Origin of the sequence: Vibrio aerogenes, assembly GCF_024346755.1 — a bacterium.
In the GTDB taxonomy this organism is placed as follows: Bacteria; Pseudomonadota; Gammaproteobacteria; order Enterobacterales; family Vibrionaceae; genus Vibrio; species Vibrio aerogenes.
The window spans coordinates 3313386-3331565 of record NZ_AP024861.1 but is presented as its reverse complement, the minus strand read 5'-3'; the positions used below and the strand labels follow the sequence as shown (position 1 = coordinate 3331565).

The window sequence follows — 18180 nt, the reverse complement described above, 5'->3', positions numbered from 1 at the left end:
TATGCATTATCCCGGTGAAATTGTCTCTATAATAATCTTTGAAGTGATGATAAACAAATGACAGATAATCAATCTTTTCAGACGAAGTCTCCAACACTATACATTGTTCCGACGCCTATTGGTAATCTCGATGATATCACTCAAAGAGCAATTCAGGTGCTTGCTGGTGTCGATCTGATTGCCGCAGAAGATACACGCCATACAGGTAAATTATTATCACATTTTCAGATACAAACGAAAACTTTTGCGCTTCATGATCACAATGAACAGGACAAGGCCTCATTTTTGGTTGAAAAGTTATTGTCTGGCTTGTCGGTTGCGCTGGTTTCTGATGCGGGAACACCACTGATTAGCGATCCAGGATACCATCTGGTTCACCAGTGTCGTCAGGCAGGTGTAAAAGTTGTGCCACTTCCGGGAGCATGTGCGGTAACAACAGCACTTTGTGCTTCTGGTTTACCTTCGGACCGTTTCAGTTTTGAAGGTTTTTTACCTGCAAAAACCAAAGCACGCAAAGATAAACTGTCTGATATTGCAACCGATGAACGAACCTGTATTTTTTATGAGTCGCCACACCGGATTCTGGACACTCTGGATGACATGCTGGTGGTTTTAGGCCCTGACAGGCAGGTTGTGCTGGCCAGAGAGCTGACGAAAACGTTCGAGACCATTCAAAGTTTGCCTTTGGGAGAGTTAGTGGCGTGGGTCAAAGATGATGAGAACCAGAGAAAAGGGGAAATCGTACTGTTGATTCATGGATTCCGGCGCCCCAAAGAAGCTGATTTTCCGGACGATGCAAAAAGAATGCTGACAATTTTGGTGAGTGAATTACCCCTGAAAAGAGCTGCCGGGGTTGTGGCTGAAATGTATGCCCTGAAAAAGAATGCTTTATATAAGTGGGGACTGGAACATTTAAAATCTGCTGATCATTAAAAGCAGATGAACAGTCCGGCGGTTAACAAGCTATAGACAGCTCTCCGGTTTATCTATACAATCGCCGCCGGAGTTGACCGGGTAGTCGCTGCTTCATTGATGTCCCTTAGCTGATTCAGCTGGGGAGACTGATGGAGGGGAGGAAAGTCCGGGCTCTACAGAGCAGGGTGCCAGGTAACACCTGGGGGGCGTGAGCCCACGACAAGTGCAGCAGAGAGAAGACCGCCGATGGTCATCAGACCAGGTAAGGGTGAAAGGGTGCGGTAAGAGCGCACCGTGCGGCTGGCAACAGTTCGTAGCAAGGTAAACTCCACCCGGAGCAAGACCAAATAGGCTTCCGTATAGCGTTGCTCGCGTTGGGAAGCGGGTAGGTTGCTTGAGCCAGTGAGTGATTGCTGGCCTAGACGAATGGCTACTGCCGTCTCAGACGGTACAAAACCCGGCTTACAGGTTGACTCCAGCTATTTATGACCCATCATGACTTTTTGTTATGATGGGTTTTTGCTTTTTACTGACGTATCCTGTAACAAATCATATAAACTGCGCGTAATATCACGTCAGTACAACGTGAACTGGTGGCAGAATTTCAAGCATTTTACTACCATATTGCGCAACATACGCCCTGGTTGGCTGATACGAGAGAATGATGACAAACCCACTTCAGCATATTTCTGTCCTGCTTAATGAATCTTTAGATGGTTTAAATATCAAACCTGATGGTTTGTATATTGATGGTACTTTCGGACGTGGCGGGCACAGCAGAGCGATTTTGTCCAGGCTTGGACCTCAGGGGCGTTTGTTCAGTATTGATCGCGACCCTCAGGCGATTGAAGTCGCACAAAGCATCGATGATCCCAGATTTACGATTATCCATGGCCCCTTTTCCGGGATTGCCGATTATGCCAGAGCGCATCATTTAGCTGGCTCTGTGGATGGTGTTCTGTTTGATCTGGGTGTTTCTTCTCCTCAGTTAGATGATGCCGATCGTGGTTTCAGTTTTTTGAAAGATGGTCCGCTGGACATGCGGATGGATCCCACATCAGGTATTCCTGTCTCTGAATGGCTGGTTGATGCTGAGCTGGATGATATTACCTGGGTTATCCGCGAGTTTGGTGAAGAGCGCTATGCACGGAAAATTGCTAAGGCAATTGTGAGCTATCGCGACAATGAAGAAAATGAGCCATTGCTTCGTACCCGGCAACTGGCGCAGCTCATATCGGATGTTGTGCCTAAAAGTTTTAAAGAGAAAAAACATCCTGCAACGCGATCTTTTCAGGCGCTCAGAATTTACATTAACAGTGAACTGGAAGAAATTGATACGGCTTTGCAAGGCGCGTTGTCAATTCTTGCACCTGAAGGGCGGCTTTCTGTCATTAGCTTCCACTCTCTTGAAGATCGGATGGTGAAACGGTTTATGCGCAAAGAGAGCCGGGGGCCGGAAGTCCCTCATGGTATGCCATTGACAGAGACGCAAATTCAGGCTTTGGGACAAGCCAGTTTGAAAACGATAGGAAAAGCAATCAAACCTTCAAAACAGGAAGTTGAATTAAATTCCCGCTCAAGAAGTTCTGTTCTCAGGGTTGCCGAAAAATTATGAGAACGCCATTCGCATCTTCATCGGAGCCGAATCTGGCTAAAATCGTTTTATTTGATCTCTTGACCACCGGGAAGTTTTCCCTGATCTTGTTGATAGTTATATTTATAACGGCGATGGGGGTTGTTTTTACCACGCATCAATCTCGCCAGGCAATTTTAGAGAGAGCAAATACAATGGCCGAAAGAGAGCGCTTGAATGAAGAATGGCGAAATTTACTATTAGAGGAAACGGCGTTATCTGAACACAGCAGGGTTCAGGATATGGCCAGCAAAGAGCTGGAAATGAAACGCCCTGACCCCGATAAAGAAGTTGTGATTTCTTTAAAATGAAAAAAGTTCAGCCTGCTTTGTCCCCGACAGAACAAAAAAGCGTATTCATTCGCTGGCGTTTTTATGTCCTGCTTGTTTTTGTGTTTGTGGCTTTTGCAATTTTGGTGGGCAGGGCTGCTTATATTCAGATTCTCGAACCGGATAATTTAATTTATCAGGGGGACTTACGCTCTATTCGTGCAAAAACAATCCCTTCTGCCCGTGGCATTATTTCTGACCGCAATGGTGATCCTCTGGCTGTCAGTGTGCCTGTCGAAGCCGTCTGGGCTGATCCTGCGACTATATTTAAGTATGACGAACTCAAAGAAACTGACCGGTGGTATGCATTGGCAGATGTACTTGGATTAAACCGTCAGGCTCTGATCAATAAGATTAAAGCCAATAAAAGCAGACGATTTATATACTTACAGCGACAGGTCAATCCACCCATGGCTAAGTATATCCATGAACTGAAGTTAAAAGGGGTTGGGTTAAAATCTGAATCCCGGCGTTATTACCCAGCAGGCGAAGTTAGTGCTCATTTAGTCGGTGTAACCGGGATTGACGGGCACGGTCTGGAAGGCGTTGAGCGGAGTTATGACAGCTGGCTGAGTGGTGAATCGGGCAAACAGGTCATCCGTAAAGATCGCTACGGCCGGGTTGTTGAAAATATTGCGCTGGAAGAAAAGCATGAAGGTCAATCGCTGAAATTAACGATTGACCAACGAATACAGGCAATTGCTTACCGTGCAGTGAAGCAGGCGAAAGCGGATCACCGGGCAACCTCTGCTTCAGCTGTGATTATTGATGTCAAAACGGGGGCCATATTGGCGATGGTGAATGCACCGTCATATAACCCAAATAACCGGGCTGATTTGCAAACATTTAAAATGCGGAACCGGGTTCTGACTGACTCGATGGAACCGGGTTCTACCGTAAAACCCTTTGTTGTACTTGCTGCGCTGGAAAATGGTGTTGCGGACAAAGACACGGTAATTGACACCGGAAATGGCATTTTTCAGATTGGTGGCAGCCGGGTCAGAGACGTATCCCGTATCGGGAAAGCTTCGCTCCAGAAGATATTACAAAAGTCCAGTAATATTGGTGTAGCCAAGCTGGCGCTCAGAATGCCGATTCAGGCGCTGCTGGGTATGTATACATCTGTTGGACTGGGTGAAGTTTCAGGTCTGAATATTGTCGGAGAGACGCCGGGAATTTTTCCCAACCGCCGGCGATGGTCCAGATTCGAAATTGCTACACTGGCATTTGGGTATGGCATTGCGGTGACGCCGATTCAGCTGGCACATGCCTATGCGACTTTAGGAAATTATGGGCGTTATCAGCCGATCCATATTATTGATAATAACCAGCAGGATTTATCGCATCAGGTTGTGGATGCTGAATACGCAAAACTGGTTCTTGAGTATCTTGAGACAGTGACACAGCCCGGAGGAACGGCGACACGGGCTGCTGTTCCCGGTTATCGGATTGCGGCCAAAACCGGAACGTCCAGAAAAGCGGCGAAAGGCGGTTATAGTGATGAATATGTGACGATTACAGCTGGTGTTGCACCTGTCAGTGATCCCAAAATATCTATGGTTGTTGTTGTCAATGAACCTCAGGGGGATGAATATTCCGGAGGTTCTGTTGCTGGTCCGGTCTTTTCCGAAATTATGAAAGGTGCATTACAAATCATGAATGTACCGCCGGATGCTCAGCAGCTCCATACCGATTAAGGACTATACAATATGGCAAACGATAGAATTGTTCTGTCAAAACTTATCTCTCCCTGGATCGAGCTTGAACAGACTAATTGTCCTGATTTTTGTATCAACCATCTGGAGTTAGATAGTCGTCAGATTGGCCCCGGAGACACTTTTGTTGCAATTATCGGCCACCAGGTCGATGGACGGAACTTTATCGCTTCTGCTGCATCAAAAGGTGCCAATCTGGTACTGGCTCAGTCTGATGCACAGCATCCTCATGGTGAAACGGATCTGGTTGAAGAAACATGGGTCCTGTATCTGGATGATCTGGGTAACCATCTGTCTGAACTTGCTGGCCGGCTTTACTCCCATCCCAGTCATCAACATTATTTAGTGGCAGTGACAGGCACGAATGGTAAAACAACAATTTCACAGTTGATTGCCCAGTGGCTGACGTTATCAGATAAGAAGGCTGCGGTGATGGGAACTGCCGGTAATGGTTTTCCCGGGCAACTGAAACCGGCAACGAATACCACCGGAAGTGCGGTTGCGATTCAAAAAAATTTGTCTGAGTTACTGGCTCAGGACACCGGATACACGGCAATGGAAGTTTCTTCCCATGGGTTGGTTCAGGGGCGTGTCAAAGCACTAAGTTTTGATGTGGGTATTTTTTCCAATCTGAGCCGTGATCATCTTGATTATCATGGAGATATGGATGCTTACGGTAACGCAAAGAAATTGTTATTTACCACACATCAGTGCCGTTATGCTGTGATAAATGCCGATGACCCACTGGGAAAACGCTGGCTGTCTGAAATGAAAAATGCGGTTGCAGTTTCTTTAGTGGCCCGGCCGGATGCGACATCTGCACTATGGGCGACGGAGATTCAATGTACTGAAAATGGTATGCGGATCTCTTTTGACGGTTCCTGGGGAGCCGGAACCCTTTCTGTACCGCTGATTGGTGCGTTTAATGCCTGTAATGTTTTACTGGCTATGGCTGCGTTACTGGTTCTGGGGATTGATAAGATGCAGCTTATGGATACCGCGCCGCAATTATTACCGGTTATCGGCAGAATGGAGTTATTTCATGTGCCGGGTAAAGCAAAACTTGTTGTCGATTATGCGCACACACCGGATGCACTTGAAAAAGCACTGGTTGCCTTAAGAGGGCATTGTCATGGTCAGCTGTGGGCGATATTTGGCTGTGGTGGTAACCGGGACAAAGGGAAGCGACCAATGATGGCAAGAACGGCAGCGTCGCTTGCAGATAAAATTGTGCTGACAGATGACAATCCCAGAAACGAGTCTCCTGAAGCGATTATCGAAGAAATGAAAGCCGGGCTGTCTCATACGACCAATGTCTCTGTTGAACACTCCCGTTATGAGGCTATAAAATTTGCTTTAGAACATTCTCAGGCTCAGGACATCATTTTAATTGCAGGCAAAGGTCATGAAGATTATCAGGTGACCTCCGAAGGTGCTGTTCACTATTCTGATCGTGAATCAGCACAGCATTTACTGGGGCTGACGTTATGATAGAAACGACTCTGAATCAACTGACACAACTGCTTCAGGCAAAAAAAACAGGCGCAGATTGCCAGATCGTGTCTGTTTCCACAGATACAAGAACTATCAGCACAGGTGCTCTTTTTGTCGCTTTAACCGGTGAACATTTTGATGGGCATGACTTTATTGAGCAGGCGATTCAGCAGGGGGCATCTGCTGTGCTTGTGAGCCGGGAAGTTTCTGCCTCAATTCCACAAATGATTGTGCCTGATACCCGAATTGCTTTGGGCTTGATTGCTTCATGGGTGCATCAGCAGTGTGAGACACCGACTATTGCGATTACCGGAAGTTGTGGTAAAACCACAGTGAAAGAAATGACGGCTACCATTCTGTCCCGTAAAGGGTCTGTTTTGTTTACGCAAGGCAACTTTAACAATGACATTGGTGTGCCGCTGACGTTGTTGCGCTCTCAGCCTGAAGATGATTTTGCCATCATTGAGCTTGGTGCGAATCATCTGGGTGAGATTGATTACACGACGCGCCTGGTTCGTCCGGATATTGCTTTGGTCAACAATGTCGCTGCAGCGCATTTAGAAGGTTTCGGTTCGATCGACGGTGTAAAAAAGGCCAAAGGGGAAATTTATCAGGGATTGAAGCCCGGTGGGACAGCGATTGTGAATCTTGATAGTCAGGGGGCGGAATACTGGGATGAGGTCTTACGTGATAAGGCTGTTAAAACGATATCTGCTACAAATCCTCAGGCTGATTATTGTGTTTCTTCCGTGACGTTGGATGAGATGGCATACCCCACTTTTGTTCTTCATACCCCTAAAGGTTCTTGTGAGATTCATCTTGGGATTATGGGATTGCATAATGTCAGTAATGCGCTTGCAGCTGCTGCTCTGGCAATGGAAGCCGGCGTCAGACTGGATGATATTCAGGCAGGGCTTGAGTCATCCAGAAATATAGCTGGACGTTGTGATGTTTTTCGGTTAACTGACTCTGTTCGTTTGATTGATGACAGCTATAATGCCAGCGTTCCTTCGATGCTTGCAGCCGCCGATATGCTGGGACAGTTTTCAGCTGAGCGATGGTTAGTTTTTGGTTACATGGCTGAGTTGGGGGAGGAAGCCCCTGAACTTCACCGGCAGGTCGGTGAACATGCGGCAAAGTTTGGGTTTGAACATGTCCTGACTTATGGGCATGACACTCAGGTTATCAGTGATATCTGTCATGGGATGCATTTTGACTCTCATCAGGATATTGTTAATTATATAAGTAGTGAATTAAATAAAGAGAGCCGGAAGCAACATGTTTTGTTAGTGAAAGGTGCTCATAGCGCAGGCATGAGTAAAATAGTGGCTGCTCTCAAGGAGAAATACGCATGATTATTTGGCTTGCAGAGTTACTACAGCCATATTTTTCTTTTTTTCGGTTATTTGAATATTTATCGTTTCGGGCGATTGTCAGCATCCTGACTGCTTTAGGTGCATCATTATGGATGGGACCCCGGTTGATTCAGCGGCTTCAGTTATTGCAAATCGGACAGGTTGTCCGGGATGATGGCCCTGAAAGTCATTTCAGTAAGCAGGGGACACCGACAATGGGGGGCGTGATGATTTTAGCCTCAATTGTCCTCACGGTGTTACTCTGGACTGATTTATCAAATCCCTATATCTGGGCGGTGCTTTTTGTTTTGGTTGGTTACGGTGTTGTCGGGTTTATTGATGATTACCGGAAAGTTGTTCGCAAAAATACGGATGGTTTAATTGCCCGCTGGAAGTATTTCTGGCAATCCATGATTGCCTTAGTGATTTCTTTCTTCTTGTATGCCTATGGTAAAGATACTGCAGCAACTCAGTTGGTTGTGCCGTTTTTTAAAGAAATCATGCCACAGCTGGGGATGTTCTATATTGTGCTGAGTTATTTTGTGATTGTTGGCACCAGTAATGCGGTGAATCTGACCGATGGTCTGGATGGCCTGGCAATTATGCCGACAGTTTTGGTCGCTGCCGGTTTTGGTGTCATTTCCTGGGCAACCGGGAATGTGAATTTTGCGAATTATCTGCATATCCCTTACATTGCCAATGCTTCTGAGTTATCTGTGGTGTGTACTGCTATTGTTGGCGCTGGATTAGGATTTTTGTGGTTTAACACTTATCCGGCACAGGTCTTTATGGGTGATGTCGGTTCTCTGGCATTGGGTGGTGCTCTCGGAACGATCGCCGTTTTAGTGCGTCAGGAATTTCTACTGGTCATTATGGGCGGTGTTTTTGTGATGGAGACACTTTCGGTGATTTTGCAGGTGGGCTCCTATAAGCTCAGGGGGCAGCGAATTTTCCGTATGGCACCTATACATCATCACTATGAATTAAAAGGATGGCCTGAGCCGAGAGTGATTGTCCGGTTCTGGATTATTTCAATTGTTCTGGTTCTTATCGGTCTGGCGACACTGAAAGTTCGTTAGTCTTTCATTGTCGGTCTCTATACATGGTACATAAGATGAATCGTTGGCAGGAAATCAGACAGGTCGTTGTGGTTGGATTGGGTATCACGGGTCTGTCAGTGGTTAAATATATTCAGAAATATCATCAGGATGTATCTGTTCAGGTGATTGATACCCGTCAAAACCCTCCCGGAGTTGATCAATTGCCCGGGCATGTGGAAATTCATCTGGGAGGATGGCGTGCTGAATGGTTGAGTCAGGCAGACCTTATTGTGGTAAATCCGGGCATCTCTCTTGCGACACCTGAACTGCAGGAGGCACGGAACCATCATATTGCGATTGTGGGTGATATTGAATTGTTCGCATGGCATGTTCATCAGCCTGTCATTGCAATTACGGGGTCTAATGGCAAGAGTACCGTCACAGATTTAACCGGGAAAATGGCTGAAGCTGCCGGTCTGAACGTGGGGGTTGGTGGTAATATTGGCGTTCCTGCGCTGGATTTAATTGATGAATCCATCGATCTGTATGTTTTAGAACTTTCAAGTTTCCAGCTGGAAACAACGGATCATTTACAGGTCAAAGCCGCTGCATTTCTGAACCTGTCAGAAGATCATATGGATCGATATGACAGTATGGCAGCTTACCGTGAAGCAAAGCTCAGAATATTCAATCATGCAGAATCAATTGTGGTTAATTGCGATGATCCAGCCACTTATCCGGACTTGTATTCAGGAAATCAGGTTAGTTTTTCATTAAAGCAATCCGCGGACTTTTCAGTGCGACAGATTGAAGGAACAGAATATTTGGTTGCAAAAGGTCTTCCGGTGGCAGAGACAGCCTCTTTGCATCTGGTGGGCAGACACAATGTTGCCAATGTGCTGACAGTTCTTGCACTTCTGGATTTAGCGGATATTGATTACTCATCTCATCTGGACGCTTTAAAATCTTACACAGGTTTAACTCATCGTTGTCAGCTGGTCGAAATGCGACGTGATATAAAATGGGTGAATGACTCAAAAGCGACGAATGTCGCCAGTACGTTAGCTGCTTTGTCTGGGCTGACACTGGATGGCAAATTATATCTTTTAGTTGGTGGTGTGGGAAAAGGCGCCGATTTCTCTCCGCTCAAGCCGGTTCTGTCTTCTCTGAATCTGAAGTTGTGTTGTTTCGGCCGGGATGGTGAACAATTTATGCCACTCCATGATTCGGCTCAGTTGTATGAAGGCATCGAAGATGTACTCGAAGATATCGCTCCCGGGTTGAAAAGTGGTGATATTGTGATGCTTTCGCCTGCATGTGCAAGTTTTGATCAATATAAGAATTTTATGGCGCGCGGAGATGCGTTTGCCCGGCTGGCTAAACGTTTTGCTTAATTCAGGTATATCGTGGCTGATTTTTTGAAAAATATCTCAGTTCTCAAAGAGAAACTGATGACATCTGATCCTGATGCATTGTTTGACAGGCAATTAGTCTGGATTGCTTTAGGACTGATGTTAGTGGGTCTGGTCATGGTCACATCCGCTTCATTTCCTGTGAGTTCACGTCTGACTGATCAGCCCTTTCATTTTATGTTCCGGCATGCCACATTTCTTTTTCTGGCGATCGTTGTGTCGTCGGTTGTGATGCAGATACCCACTCAAAAGTGGTTTCAGTATAGTTCATTACTACTGGGAGTCTCGTTGTTCCTGCTGGTCATTGTTCTGGTGTTAGGCAAATCAGTCAATGGTGCATCGCGCTGGATTCCCTTAGGGCTGTTTAATCTTCAGCCCGCAGAGCTGGCTAAACTGTCGTTGTTTATTTTTATGTCAGGATATCTGGTCAGAAAACAGGATGAAGTCCGCCAGACTTTTTTTGGGGGCTTTATGAAGCCTATTATGGTGTTCTCTTGTCTGGCTGTGTTGTTGTTGATGCAGCCCGATTTAGGGACAGTCATTGTGATGCTTGTGACCCTGTTTGGGATGCTTTTTATTGCCGGTGCTAAGTTGTCTCAGTTTATCGCGCTTATGGTTGCCGGGATTATGTCTGTCATCGGATTGATTGTGGCTGAACCTTATCGTATACGTCGGGTGACCTCTTTCCTGGACCCTTGGGAAGATCCTTTTGGCAGTGGCTATCAGTTGACTCAGTCCCTGATGGCATTCGGGCGTGGAAGCTGGTTTGGGCAAGGACTGGGTAATTCCATCCAGAAGCTGGAATATTTGCCTGAAGCCCACACCGATTTTGTGTTTGCTGTACTAGCTGAAGAGTTGGGGTTTGTCGGCGTTGTTCTGGTTCTCGGACTACTGATGGCCTTAGTTTTAAAGGCGGTATTTATCGGCAGGAAAGCTTTTGAAAGTGGTCACCAGTTTGGTGGGTATCTTGCTTTTGGTATTGGGATCTGGTTTGCGTTTCAAACATTGGTCAATGTGGGCGCCGCAGCGGGTATTGTGCCGACAAAAGGGCTTACTTTACCGCTGATTAGCTATGGTGGTTCCAGTTTAATTATCATGTCTGTGGCTGTTTCTATTTTACTGAGAATTGATTTTGAACGCAGACTGAACTTAGGTCAGTCAGATACTGTTTATGAAAAAGATGAAAAAAAATAAGCGCTTAATGGTGATGGCCGGCGGTACCGGAGGTCATGTGTTTCCCGGATTGGCGGTCGCTGGATTATTACAACAGCAGGGGTGGGAAATCCGTTGGTTAGGGACAGCAGACCGGATGGAAGCGGATTTGGTTCCCCGTCACCAGATTGAGATTGATTTTATACAGATTAAAGGGCTGAGAGGACAAAGTCTTCTGCGTTTAGTCAAAGCACCGCTTCAGATTATTCAGGCAATTCTTCAGGCACGGCGACATATGAAACGTTTTCAGCCAGATGTCGTTTTAGGTATGGGCGGTTATGTCAGTGGTCCGGGCGGGATTGCAGCCTGGTCTCTTGGTATTCCGGTGGTGCTTCATGAGCAGAACGCAGTTGCCGGGCTAACGAACCGTTGGCTTTCTAAAATAGCGAAACGGGTTTTTCAGGCATTTCCTGGTGCTTTTGACCATGCTGAAGTCGTTGGAAACCCTGTCAGGCGGGATGTGATTGCGCTGGAATCGCCTCTGGCGCGCATGAAAGATCGTCAGGGTGCGATTCATATCCTTGTGATGGGTGGAAGTCAGGGAGCCCGGATTTTAAATCAGACGTTGCCGCAGTCGATAGCGTTACTGGATGGAAATTTTGAGGTGCGTCACCAGGCAGGTAAGGGGCAAAAACAAGAAGTTGAAGCCTTATATGCCAGTCAGGCTGTTTCTCAGGTCGATGTGACTGAGTTTATTGATGATGTTGCGGCGGCTTACCGGTGGGCTGATGTGATTGTTTGTCGTTCGGGTGCACTGACTGTTTCTGAAATCTCGTCTGCTGGTGTCGCAGCGATTTTTGTTCCTTTTATGCATAAAGACAGGCAGCAGGCACTCAATGCGGAACACCTGATTCATCATGGTGCTGCCAAAATGATCGAGCAACCTGACCTGACTCCCCGCAAAATGGCCGATGAAATCAGTGCTCTTAACAGAGAGCAACTGATGCAGATGGCGGTTAAAGCCCGTGATTTAGCCAGAAATGATGCAGACAAAGTTGTTGCCGATGCAATTATCACTTTAACAGAGTAGTGGATTTTCAATCATGACAATTAAACAGACACCTGATTTAACCCAGCTTCGGGCGATTATTCCTGAAATGCGGAGAGTTGAAAGTATCCATTTTGTTGGAATTGGTGGTGCTGGTATGAGTGGTATTGCAGAAGTACTGCTGAATGAAGGCTACCGGGTTACTGGCTCAGATATTGCAGAGAATCCGGTGACCAAAAGATTACAGACAAAAGGAGCTGAAGTCTTTATCGGACATTTTGCCAAAAATGTGGCTCAGGCTAGTGTTGTTGTTGTTTCAACAGCTATCGATAAAAATAACCCTGAAGTTCAGGAAGCAAAAGAAAAGCGTATTCCTGTCGTCAGAAGGGCTGAGATGCTGGCTGAATTAATGCGTTTCCGGCATGGCATTGCTGTTGCAGGGACTCATGGTAAAACCACGACGACAGCATTAGTCACACAGATTTACTTTGAAGCAGGGCTTGATCCTACCTTTGTAAACGGTGGCTTGGTGAAAAGTGCCGGAACCAATGCCCGTTTAGGGTCCAGCCGGATTTTGATCGCAGAAGCTGATGAGAGTGACGCATCATTTCTTCATCTGCAACCTATGGTGAGTATTGTTACAAATATTGAAGCTGATCATATGGATACTTATCAGGGGAATTTTGATTCGCTGAAACAAACGTTTATAGATTTTATTCATAAATTGCCATTCTATGGACAGGCTATTTTATGTATTGACGATCCGGTCATCAGAGAGTTGATCCCACAAATTAGCCGGCAGGTGATTACTTATGGCTTTTCCGTTGATGCAGATGTGCAAATAGAGGACTATGATCAAATAGGGCAGCAGGGGAAATTCACGATTACCCGTAAGGGAAAAAATGCATTACCCATTACATTGAATATACCCGGACGACATAATGCGCTGAATGCAGCTGCAGCCATTGCTGTCGCTACGGAAGATGAGATTCCTGATGATATGATTCTCCGGGCGATGGAAAGTACTCAGGGGACGGGGCGCCGCTTTGATGATCTGGGTGAATTCGAAACCGGGAATGGGCAGGTGATGCTGGTTGATGACTATGGTCATCATCCGACGGAGGTCAGTGTCACGATCCAGGCCGCAAGAAATGGCTGGCCTGACAAAAGGCTGGTGATGATTTTTCAGCCTCACCGTTATAGCCGGACCAGAGATTTGTATGATGATTTTGTCAATACATTAGAGAAAGTGGATGTATTGATTATGCTGGATGTATATGCTGCCGGAGAAAAGCCTGTTGCCGGTGCTGATGGTCGTTCTTTATGCCGAACAATCAGAAGTCGCGGGAAACTGGATCCCATTTTCGTTTCTGATAGTCAGGTTTTACCATCGGTTCTGGCAAATGTATTACAAGATGGTGACTTACTGCTGACTCAGGGGGCTGGTGATATTGGCAGAGTGGCAAAGCAGCTTGCAGCTCTGGAGCTTCAGATCGAAAAGATGAAACAAATGGAATAGTCGAACGTCAAAAAATCAGGCCTGTATTGAGTAAGTTGGCATCAAATATAAATTTCTGAAGTTCTTTGTTTGATACTTTTTGGGAGCTCAGTATAATCCGAAAGTTAAAGTAAGAGCTTTTGCCGTGATTATTATTACAGACATCATTGTTATTATGTTGGTGGCATGAAAGTGATCTGAATGAAATTAGTTTTGGAGAAGGGTCATCAGCAATCAGAAACATCATTAATAAAGCAACATGCCAGTGGCTGTGTGTTTTTATTTTTTGTTTTTACTGTTGTATGTGCGTTGTTGTATGCCACATTAAGCTGGATGTGGGATGATCACAGGTTACCCCTGTCTAAGATTATATTGCAGGGTGATCTTAAATATGTGACGGCGCAAGATGTTCAGTATGCCTTTGCGAAGCTGGATCATATCGGGACTTTTATGTCTCAGGATGTGGATGAGTTACAGGCTTGCGTTCAAAACATCCCTTGGGTGTCACATGCTTCAATCCGAAAGCAGTGGCCGGATACAATTAAAGTTTTTCTGACTGAGCATCAGGTTCAGGCTATTTGGAATGGTCAGGCTTTAATTGATGCTGATGGCATCGTGTTTGACGGCGATCCGGGCCTTGTACATGGGGACTATCCCCGGTTATATGGTCCGGAAAATTCAGGAACAGAAGTACTGAATATGTGGCGGGAGTATAATCCCTTATTTCAGCAGGCCGGACTGAATATTTCATCCCTTGTGCTGAATGAACGGCGGGCATGGCAGATTATACTGGACAATGGTATTCGGCTGGAACTGGGTAAAGAATCAATTTCTGAGCGAATAAAACGTTTTTTTATGCTGTATCAGTATCTTGGTCATGATGTTGAAAAGGTTAGCTATATTGATCTCAGATATGACACTGGCGCGGCTGTGGGTTGGTTTCCTCAGCAAGATTTAGGACTAAATAGTACAAATGACAAAAATGACCGATGACAACATAATTGTAGGTCTTGATGTTGGCACGGCTTCTGTATCAGCCTTAGTCGGAGAGGTTTTGCCTGACGGCCAGATTAATATTATCGGGGCAGGCACAAGCTTTTCCAGAGGAATGGATAAGGGCGGCGTCAATGATTTAGAGTCAGTTGTAAAGTCTGTTCAGCGGGCGATAGATCAAGCTGAATTAATGGCAGAGTGTCAGATTAATCATGTTTTTCTTTCGATTTCAGGAAAACATATTGCCAGTCGCATAGAAAAAGGTATGGGAACTATTTCTGATGAGGAAGTTTCCCAGGAAGATATGGATCAGGCGATTCATACTGCGAAATCGATTAAAATCAGTGATGAACAGCGGATTCTGCACGTTATTCCTCAAGAATTTACAATTGATTACCAGGAAGGTATCAAAAATCCGCTAGGCTTATCAGGAGTGCGCATGGAAGTTAGTGTGCACATTATTTCGTGCCATAATGATATGGCAAGAAATATTATTAAAGCGGTTGAAAGATGTGGCTTAAAAGTTGAGCAGTTAGTTTATTCTGGTTTGGCCGCGAGTAATGCAGTAATTACTGAAGATGAACGAGAGCTTGGTGTTTGTGTCGTTGATATTGGCGCTGGCACAATGGATATAGCAATTTGGACAGGTGGAGCTTTACGGCACACAGAAGTGTTTTCCTATGCAGGAAATGCGGTGACGAATGATATTGCATTTGCATTTGGAACCCCGGTTAGTGATGCTGAAGAAATTAAAGTGAAATATGGTTGTGCTTTGAGTGAACTTGTAAGCAAGGACGATACTGTGAATGTTCCCAGTGTCGGTGGTCGTCCTTCCCGAAGTTTACAACGACAAACCTTGTCTGAAGTAATCGAGCCTCGCTACACTGAATTAATGGGGCTTGTTCATCAAACAATAGACTCAGTTCAGGAAAAACTCAGATCTGAAGGTGTAAAACATCATTTGGCTGCCGGAGTCGTCCTGACTGGAGGTGCCGCACAAATTGAAGGTGTAGTTGAATGTGCAGAGCGCGTGTTTCGCAACCAGGTCAGGGTTGGGAAGCCATTAGAGGTCAGTGGACTTACTGATTATGTTAAAGAGCCGTACCATGCGACGGCTGTTGGTTTACTTCATTATGCAAAAGACAGTCAGGTTATTGACGAGACAGACTATAGCGAGCCTAAGCGTCAGTCCATGTCGGGGTTGATTGGACGTTTGCGTAACTGGATACAAAAAGAGTTTTAACCTGAGTTGCAGGAAAAACGGAGATAACACATGTTTGAACCGATGATGGAAATGTCTGACGATGCTGTAATTAAAGTCGTTGGAGTTGGTGGCGGTGGCGGTAATGCCGTAGAACACATGGTGCGTGAATCCATCGAAGGCGTGGAATTCATCAGTGTGAACACAGATGCTCAGGCACTTCGTAAAACAAGTGTCAGTACCGTAATCCAAATTGGTGGTGATATCACAAAAGGTCTGGGTGCTGGCGCAAATCCTCAAGTAGGACGTGATGCAGCTCTCGAAGATAAAGAAAAAATTAAAGAGTCACTGGTTGGCGCCGATATGGTGTTCATAGCGGCCGGAATGGGTGGCGGTACCGGAACTGGTGGCGCGCCAGTCATTGCTGAAGTTGCAAAAGAACTTGGTATTCTTACTGTGGCGGTTGTCACGAAGCCATTTAGTTTCGAAGGTAAAAAGCGTCTGGCCTTTGCAGAGCAGGGTATTGAAGAATTATCAAAGCATGTTGACTCTTTGATTACGATACCAAATGAGAAGTTGCTGAAGGTATTAGGTCGTGGCATTACGCTTTTAGAGGCGTTTGCAAATGCTAACGATGTATTGAAAAACGCAGTTCAGGGCATTGCTGAACTGATTACGCGACCCGGCATGATCAATGTGGACTTTGCGGACGTCAGAACCGTGATGTCTGAAATGGGCCACGCAATGATGGGAAGCGGAGTTGCCAGTGGTGAAGACCGGGCGGAAGAGGCTGCTGAAATGGCAATTTCCAGCCCTCTTTTAGAAGATATCGATCTTGCCGGTGCCCGTGGGGTCTTAGTGAATATCACCGCTGGTCTCGATATGCGCTTAGATGAATTTGAAACGGTCGGTAATACGGTGAAAGCATTTGCTTCAGATAATGCGACTGTGGTGATTGGTACTTCACTTGACCCGGATATGGCCGATGAAATTCGGGTGACGGTTGTTGCTACAGGTATTGGTAATGAAAGGAAACCAGACATTACATTAGTGGCAGGTGGAAAAACAAGTACGCCTCAGCAGCAACCAAAAGTGCAGCAAACACCGGCTCCGGCGCAAGTGACAACTTCTGAAGAGAAGAAGCCGGCACCGAACTTGCAAGGGAATGTTGAAGCTAAACCTCAGCCTTCGCAGGCAAAAACTCAGGGTGGTGGACAAAATACAGCACCTAAAGAGAAAGAGAGCGGTTATTTGGATATTCCAGCTTTTTTGCGTCGTCAGGCTGATTGATTTGCATCATAAGTTTGCAGATGTGATCATTGATGATAGAATGTGTGACCGATTTATATCGGTCATGACTTGTAGTACTGATATTGAGGCGGGCAGATGATCAGACAACGTACTTTGAAAGAAATCGTTAAAACTACCGGGGTGGGACTTCACTCAGGGCGCAAAGTAACGCTTACTCTTCGTCCTGCTGCTGTCAATACCGGTATTATTTATCGTCGTACAGATTTGAACCCTCCTGTGGATTTCCCTGCTAAGCCTGACAACGTCCGGGATACAATGTTATGTACGGCATTAGTCAATGACGAGGGTGTCAGAATTTCCACGGTAGAGCACTTGACTGCTGCACTTGCTGGTATGGGGATTGATAATATCATCGTTGAAGTCGATGCGCCTGAGATTCCAATTATGGACGGAAGTGCAAGTCCGTTTGTTTTTCTTCTCCAGCAGGCGGGTATCGAAACTCAAAATGCGCCGAAAAAATTTATTCGTGTCAAGAAGCCTGTCCGGTTTGAAGACGGTGATAAATGGGCTGAACTGGTCCCATATCATGGTTTTCGGATGGATTTTGAAATTGATTTTAATCATCCGGCGATTGAGTCTACAGAGCAGCACCTGTGTTTTGACTTCTCATCTCAATCATTTGTAAAAGATATCTCCCGGGCAAGAACATTCGGTTTTATGCGTGATATCGAGTATTTACAGTCTCAGAAACTCTGTTTAGGTGGTGGTTTTGACTGTGCAATTGTTTTGGATGACTACCGTATTCTGAATAAAGATGGCCTGCGTTTTTCAAATGAATTTGTTACCCATAAGGTACTTGATGCGATAGGTGACTTGTATATGTGTGGGCACGCTCTCATCGGGGAGTTCAGAGCTTACAAGTCCGGTCATCAATTGAATAATCAACTTTTACGGACGCTGCTGCTGAATCAGGATGCCTGGGAATGGACAACTTATGCAGAAGAAACGGGTTCACCGGTTGCTTTTGCTGAACCAAACATGGTTCTTGCCTGATCATTTTTCATTGATGAAAAAGAAAGCCAGACGCTAAAACGTCTGGTTTTTTTGTGCTTTTATTCTTTGATGAGCTTATCTGGGGCGAGCG

General features: G+C 45.7%; 15 protein-coding genes and 1 other RNA gene. All 16 read left to right on the top strand.

Annotated elements, in window-relative coordinates:
• Positions 1–57 precede the first annotated feature (57 nt).
• A complete protein-coding gene (gene rsmI / locus OCV29_RS14690) occupies positions 58–933 on the top strand; it encodes a 16S rRNA (cytidine(1402)-2'-O)-methyltransferase (protein ID WP_073602602.1) in 876 nt (291 codons plus the stop codon).
• Positions 934–1002: 69 nt separating this feature from the next.
• An RNA gene (gene rnpB, locus OCV29_RS14685) (RNase P RNA component class A) lies at positions 1003–1396 on the top strand.
• A gap of 183 nt (positions 1397–1579) precedes the next feature.
• The gene (gene rsmH, locus OCV29_RS14680) at positions 1580–2530 is read left to right on the top strand and encodes a 16S rRNA (cytosine(1402)-N(4))-methyltransferase RsmH (RefSeq protein WP_073602700.1); all 951 of its coding nucleotides are present in this window, start codon (positions 1580–1582) and stop codon (positions 2528–2530) included.
• Positions 2527–2859 (top strand): cell division protein FtsL, encoded by a 333-nt coding sequence (gene ftsL / locus OCV29_RS14675; protein ID WP_073602601.1) that lies wholly within the window; start codon positions 2527–2529, stop codon positions 2857–2859. The genes rsmH and ftsL overlap by 4 nt, the downstream gene beginning before the upstream one ends.
• On the top strand, positions 2856–4574 hold the full coding sequence (locus tag OCV29_RS14670) for a penicillin-binding transpeptidase domain-containing protein (RefSeq protein WP_073602600.1): 1719 nt from the start codon (positions 2856–2858) through the stop codon (positions 4572–4574). The genes ftsL and OCV29_RS14670 overlap by 4 nt, the downstream gene beginning before the upstream one ends.
• Positions 4575–4586: 12 nt before the next feature.
• Positions 4587–6083, top strand: a complete 1497-nt coding sequence (gene murE / locus OCV29_RS14665) for a UDP-N-acetylmuramoyl-L-alanyl-D-glutamate--2,6-diaminopimelate ligase (RefSeq protein WP_073602599.1) — start codon at positions 4587–4589, stop codon at positions 6081–6083.
• Entirely contained in the window at positions 6080–7441 is a 1362-nt protein-coding gene (locus tag OCV29_RS14660; protein WP_073602598.1) for a UDP-N-acetylmuramoyl-tripeptide--D-alanyl-D-alanine ligase, read from the top strand. The genes murE and OCV29_RS14660 overlap by 4 nt, the downstream gene beginning before the upstream one ends.
• On the top strand, positions 7438–8520 hold the full coding sequence (mraY, locus tag OCV29_RS14655; RefSeq protein WP_073602597.1) for a phospho-N-acetylmuramoyl-pentapeptide-transferase: 1083 nt from the start codon (positions 7438–7440) through the stop codon (positions 8518–8520). Before OCV29_RS14660 ends, mraY begins: the two co-directional genes overlap by 4 nt.
• A 35-nt stretch (positions 8521–8555) precedes the next feature.
• Complete coding sequence (murD, locus tag OCV29_RS14650) at positions 8556–9875, top strand: UDP-N-acetylmuramoyl-L-alanine--D-glutamate ligase (protein WP_073602596.1); 1320 nt, start codon at positions 8556–8558, stop codon at positions 9873–9875.
• Positions 9876–9884: 9 nt separating this feature from the next.
• Positions 9885–11087 carry a cell division protein FtsW gene (gene ftsW / locus OCV29_RS14645; protein ID WP_084193233.1) on the top strand — a complete coding sequence of 401 codons (1203 nt, stop codon included), beginning with the start codon at positions 9885–9887 and terminating at the stop codon, positions 11085–11087.
• The gene (gene murG / locus OCV29_RS14640; protein WP_073602699.1) at positions 11074–12135 is read left to right on the top strand and encodes an undecaprenyldiphospho-muramoylpentapeptide beta-N-acetylglucosaminyltransferase; all 1062 of its coding nucleotides are present in this window, start codon (positions 11074–11076) and stop codon (positions 12133–12135) included. The genes ftsW and murG overlap by 14 nt, the downstream gene beginning before the upstream one ends.
• Before the next feature lie 13 nt (positions 12136–12148).
• Positions 12149–13612, top strand: a complete 1464-nt coding sequence (murC, locus tag OCV29_RS14635) for a UDP-N-acetylmuramate--L-alanine ligase (protein WP_073602595.1) — start codon at positions 12149–12151, stop codon at positions 13610–13612.
• Positions 13613–13792: 180 nt separating this feature from the next.
• Positions 13793–14584: a cell division protein FtsQ/DivIB gene (locus OCV29_RS14630; RefSeq protein WP_073602594.1), complete on the top strand. Its 792-nt coding sequence runs from the start codon at positions 13793–13795 to the stop codon at positions 14582–14584.
• Complete coding sequence (gene ftsA, locus OCV29_RS14625) at positions 14565–15827, top strand: cell division protein FtsA (RefSeq protein ID WP_073602593.1); 1263 nt, start codon at positions 14565–14567, stop codon at positions 15825–15827. The genes OCV29_RS14630 and ftsA overlap by 20 nt, the downstream gene beginning before the upstream one ends.
• Positions 15828–15857: 30 nt before the next feature.
• On the top strand, positions 15858–17075 hold the full coding sequence (gene ftsZ / locus OCV29_RS14620; protein WP_073602592.1) for a cell division protein FtsZ: 1218 nt from the start codon (positions 15858–15860) through the stop codon (positions 17073–17075).
• A gap of 96 nt (positions 17076–17171) precedes the next feature.
• Positions 17172–18089 carry a UDP-3-O-acyl-N-acetylglucosamine deacetylase gene (gene lpxC, locus OCV29_RS14615; RefSeq protein WP_073602591.1) on the top strand — a complete coding sequence of 306 codons (918 nt, stop codon included), beginning with the start codon at positions 17172–17174 and terminating at the stop codon, positions 18087–18089.
• Positions 18090–18180: the final 91 nt, after the last annotated feature.

Bases quoted from the DNA above. Each gene is read 5' to 3' on its own strand.
- murE (WP_073602599.1), top strand. From the start codon at position 4,587: ATGGCAAACGATAGAATTGTTCTGTCAAAACTTATCTCTCCCTGGATC.
- murC (WP_073602595.1), top strand. From the start codon at position 12,149: ATGACAATTAAACAGACACCTGATTTAACCCAGCTTCGGGCGATTATT.
- rsmH (WP_073602700.1), top strand. From the start codon at position 1,580: ATGACAAACCCACTTCAGCATATTTCTGTCCTGCTTAATGAATCTTTA.
- mraY (WP_073602597.1), top strand. From the start codon at position 7,438: ATGATTATTTGGCTTGCAGAGTTACTACAGCCATATTTTTCTTTTTTT.
- ftsL (WP_073602601.1), top strand. From the start codon at position 2,527: ATGAGAACGCCATTCGCATCTTCATCGGAGCCGAATCTGGCTAAAATC.
- OCV29_RS14670 (WP_073602600.1), top strand. From the start codon at position 2,856: ATGAAAAAAGTTCAGCCTGCTTTGTCCCCGACAGAACAAAAAAGCGTA.
- ftsA (WP_073602593.1), top strand. From the start codon at position 14,565: ATGACAAAAATGACCGATGACAACATAATTGTAGGTCTTGATGTTGGC.
- OCV29_RS14630 (WP_073602594.1), top strand. From the start codon at position 13,793: ATGAAATTAGTTTTGGAGAAGGGTCATCAGCAATCAGAAACATCATTA.
- murD (WP_073602596.1), top strand. From the start codon at position 8,556: ATGAATCGTTGGCAGGAAATCAGACAGGTCGTTGTGGTTGGATTGGGT.
- murG (WP_073602699.1), top strand. From the start codon at position 11,074: ATGAAAAAAAATAAGCGCTTAATGGTGATGGCCGGCGGTACCGGAGGT.
- ftsZ (WP_073602592.1), top strand. From the start codon at position 15,858: ATGTTTGAACCGATGATGGAAATGTCTGACGATGCTGTAATTAAAGTC.
- lpxC (WP_073602591.1), top strand. From the start codon at position 17,172: ATGATCAGACAACGTACTTTGAAAGAAATCGTTAAAACTACCGGGGTG.
- rsmI (WP_073602602.1), top strand. From the start codon at position 58: ATGACAGATAATCAATCTTTTCAGACGAAGTCTCCAACACTATACATT.
- OCV29_RS14660 (WP_073602598.1), top strand. From the start codon at position 6,080: ATGATAGAAACGACTCTGAATCAACTGACACAACTGCTTCAGGCAAAA.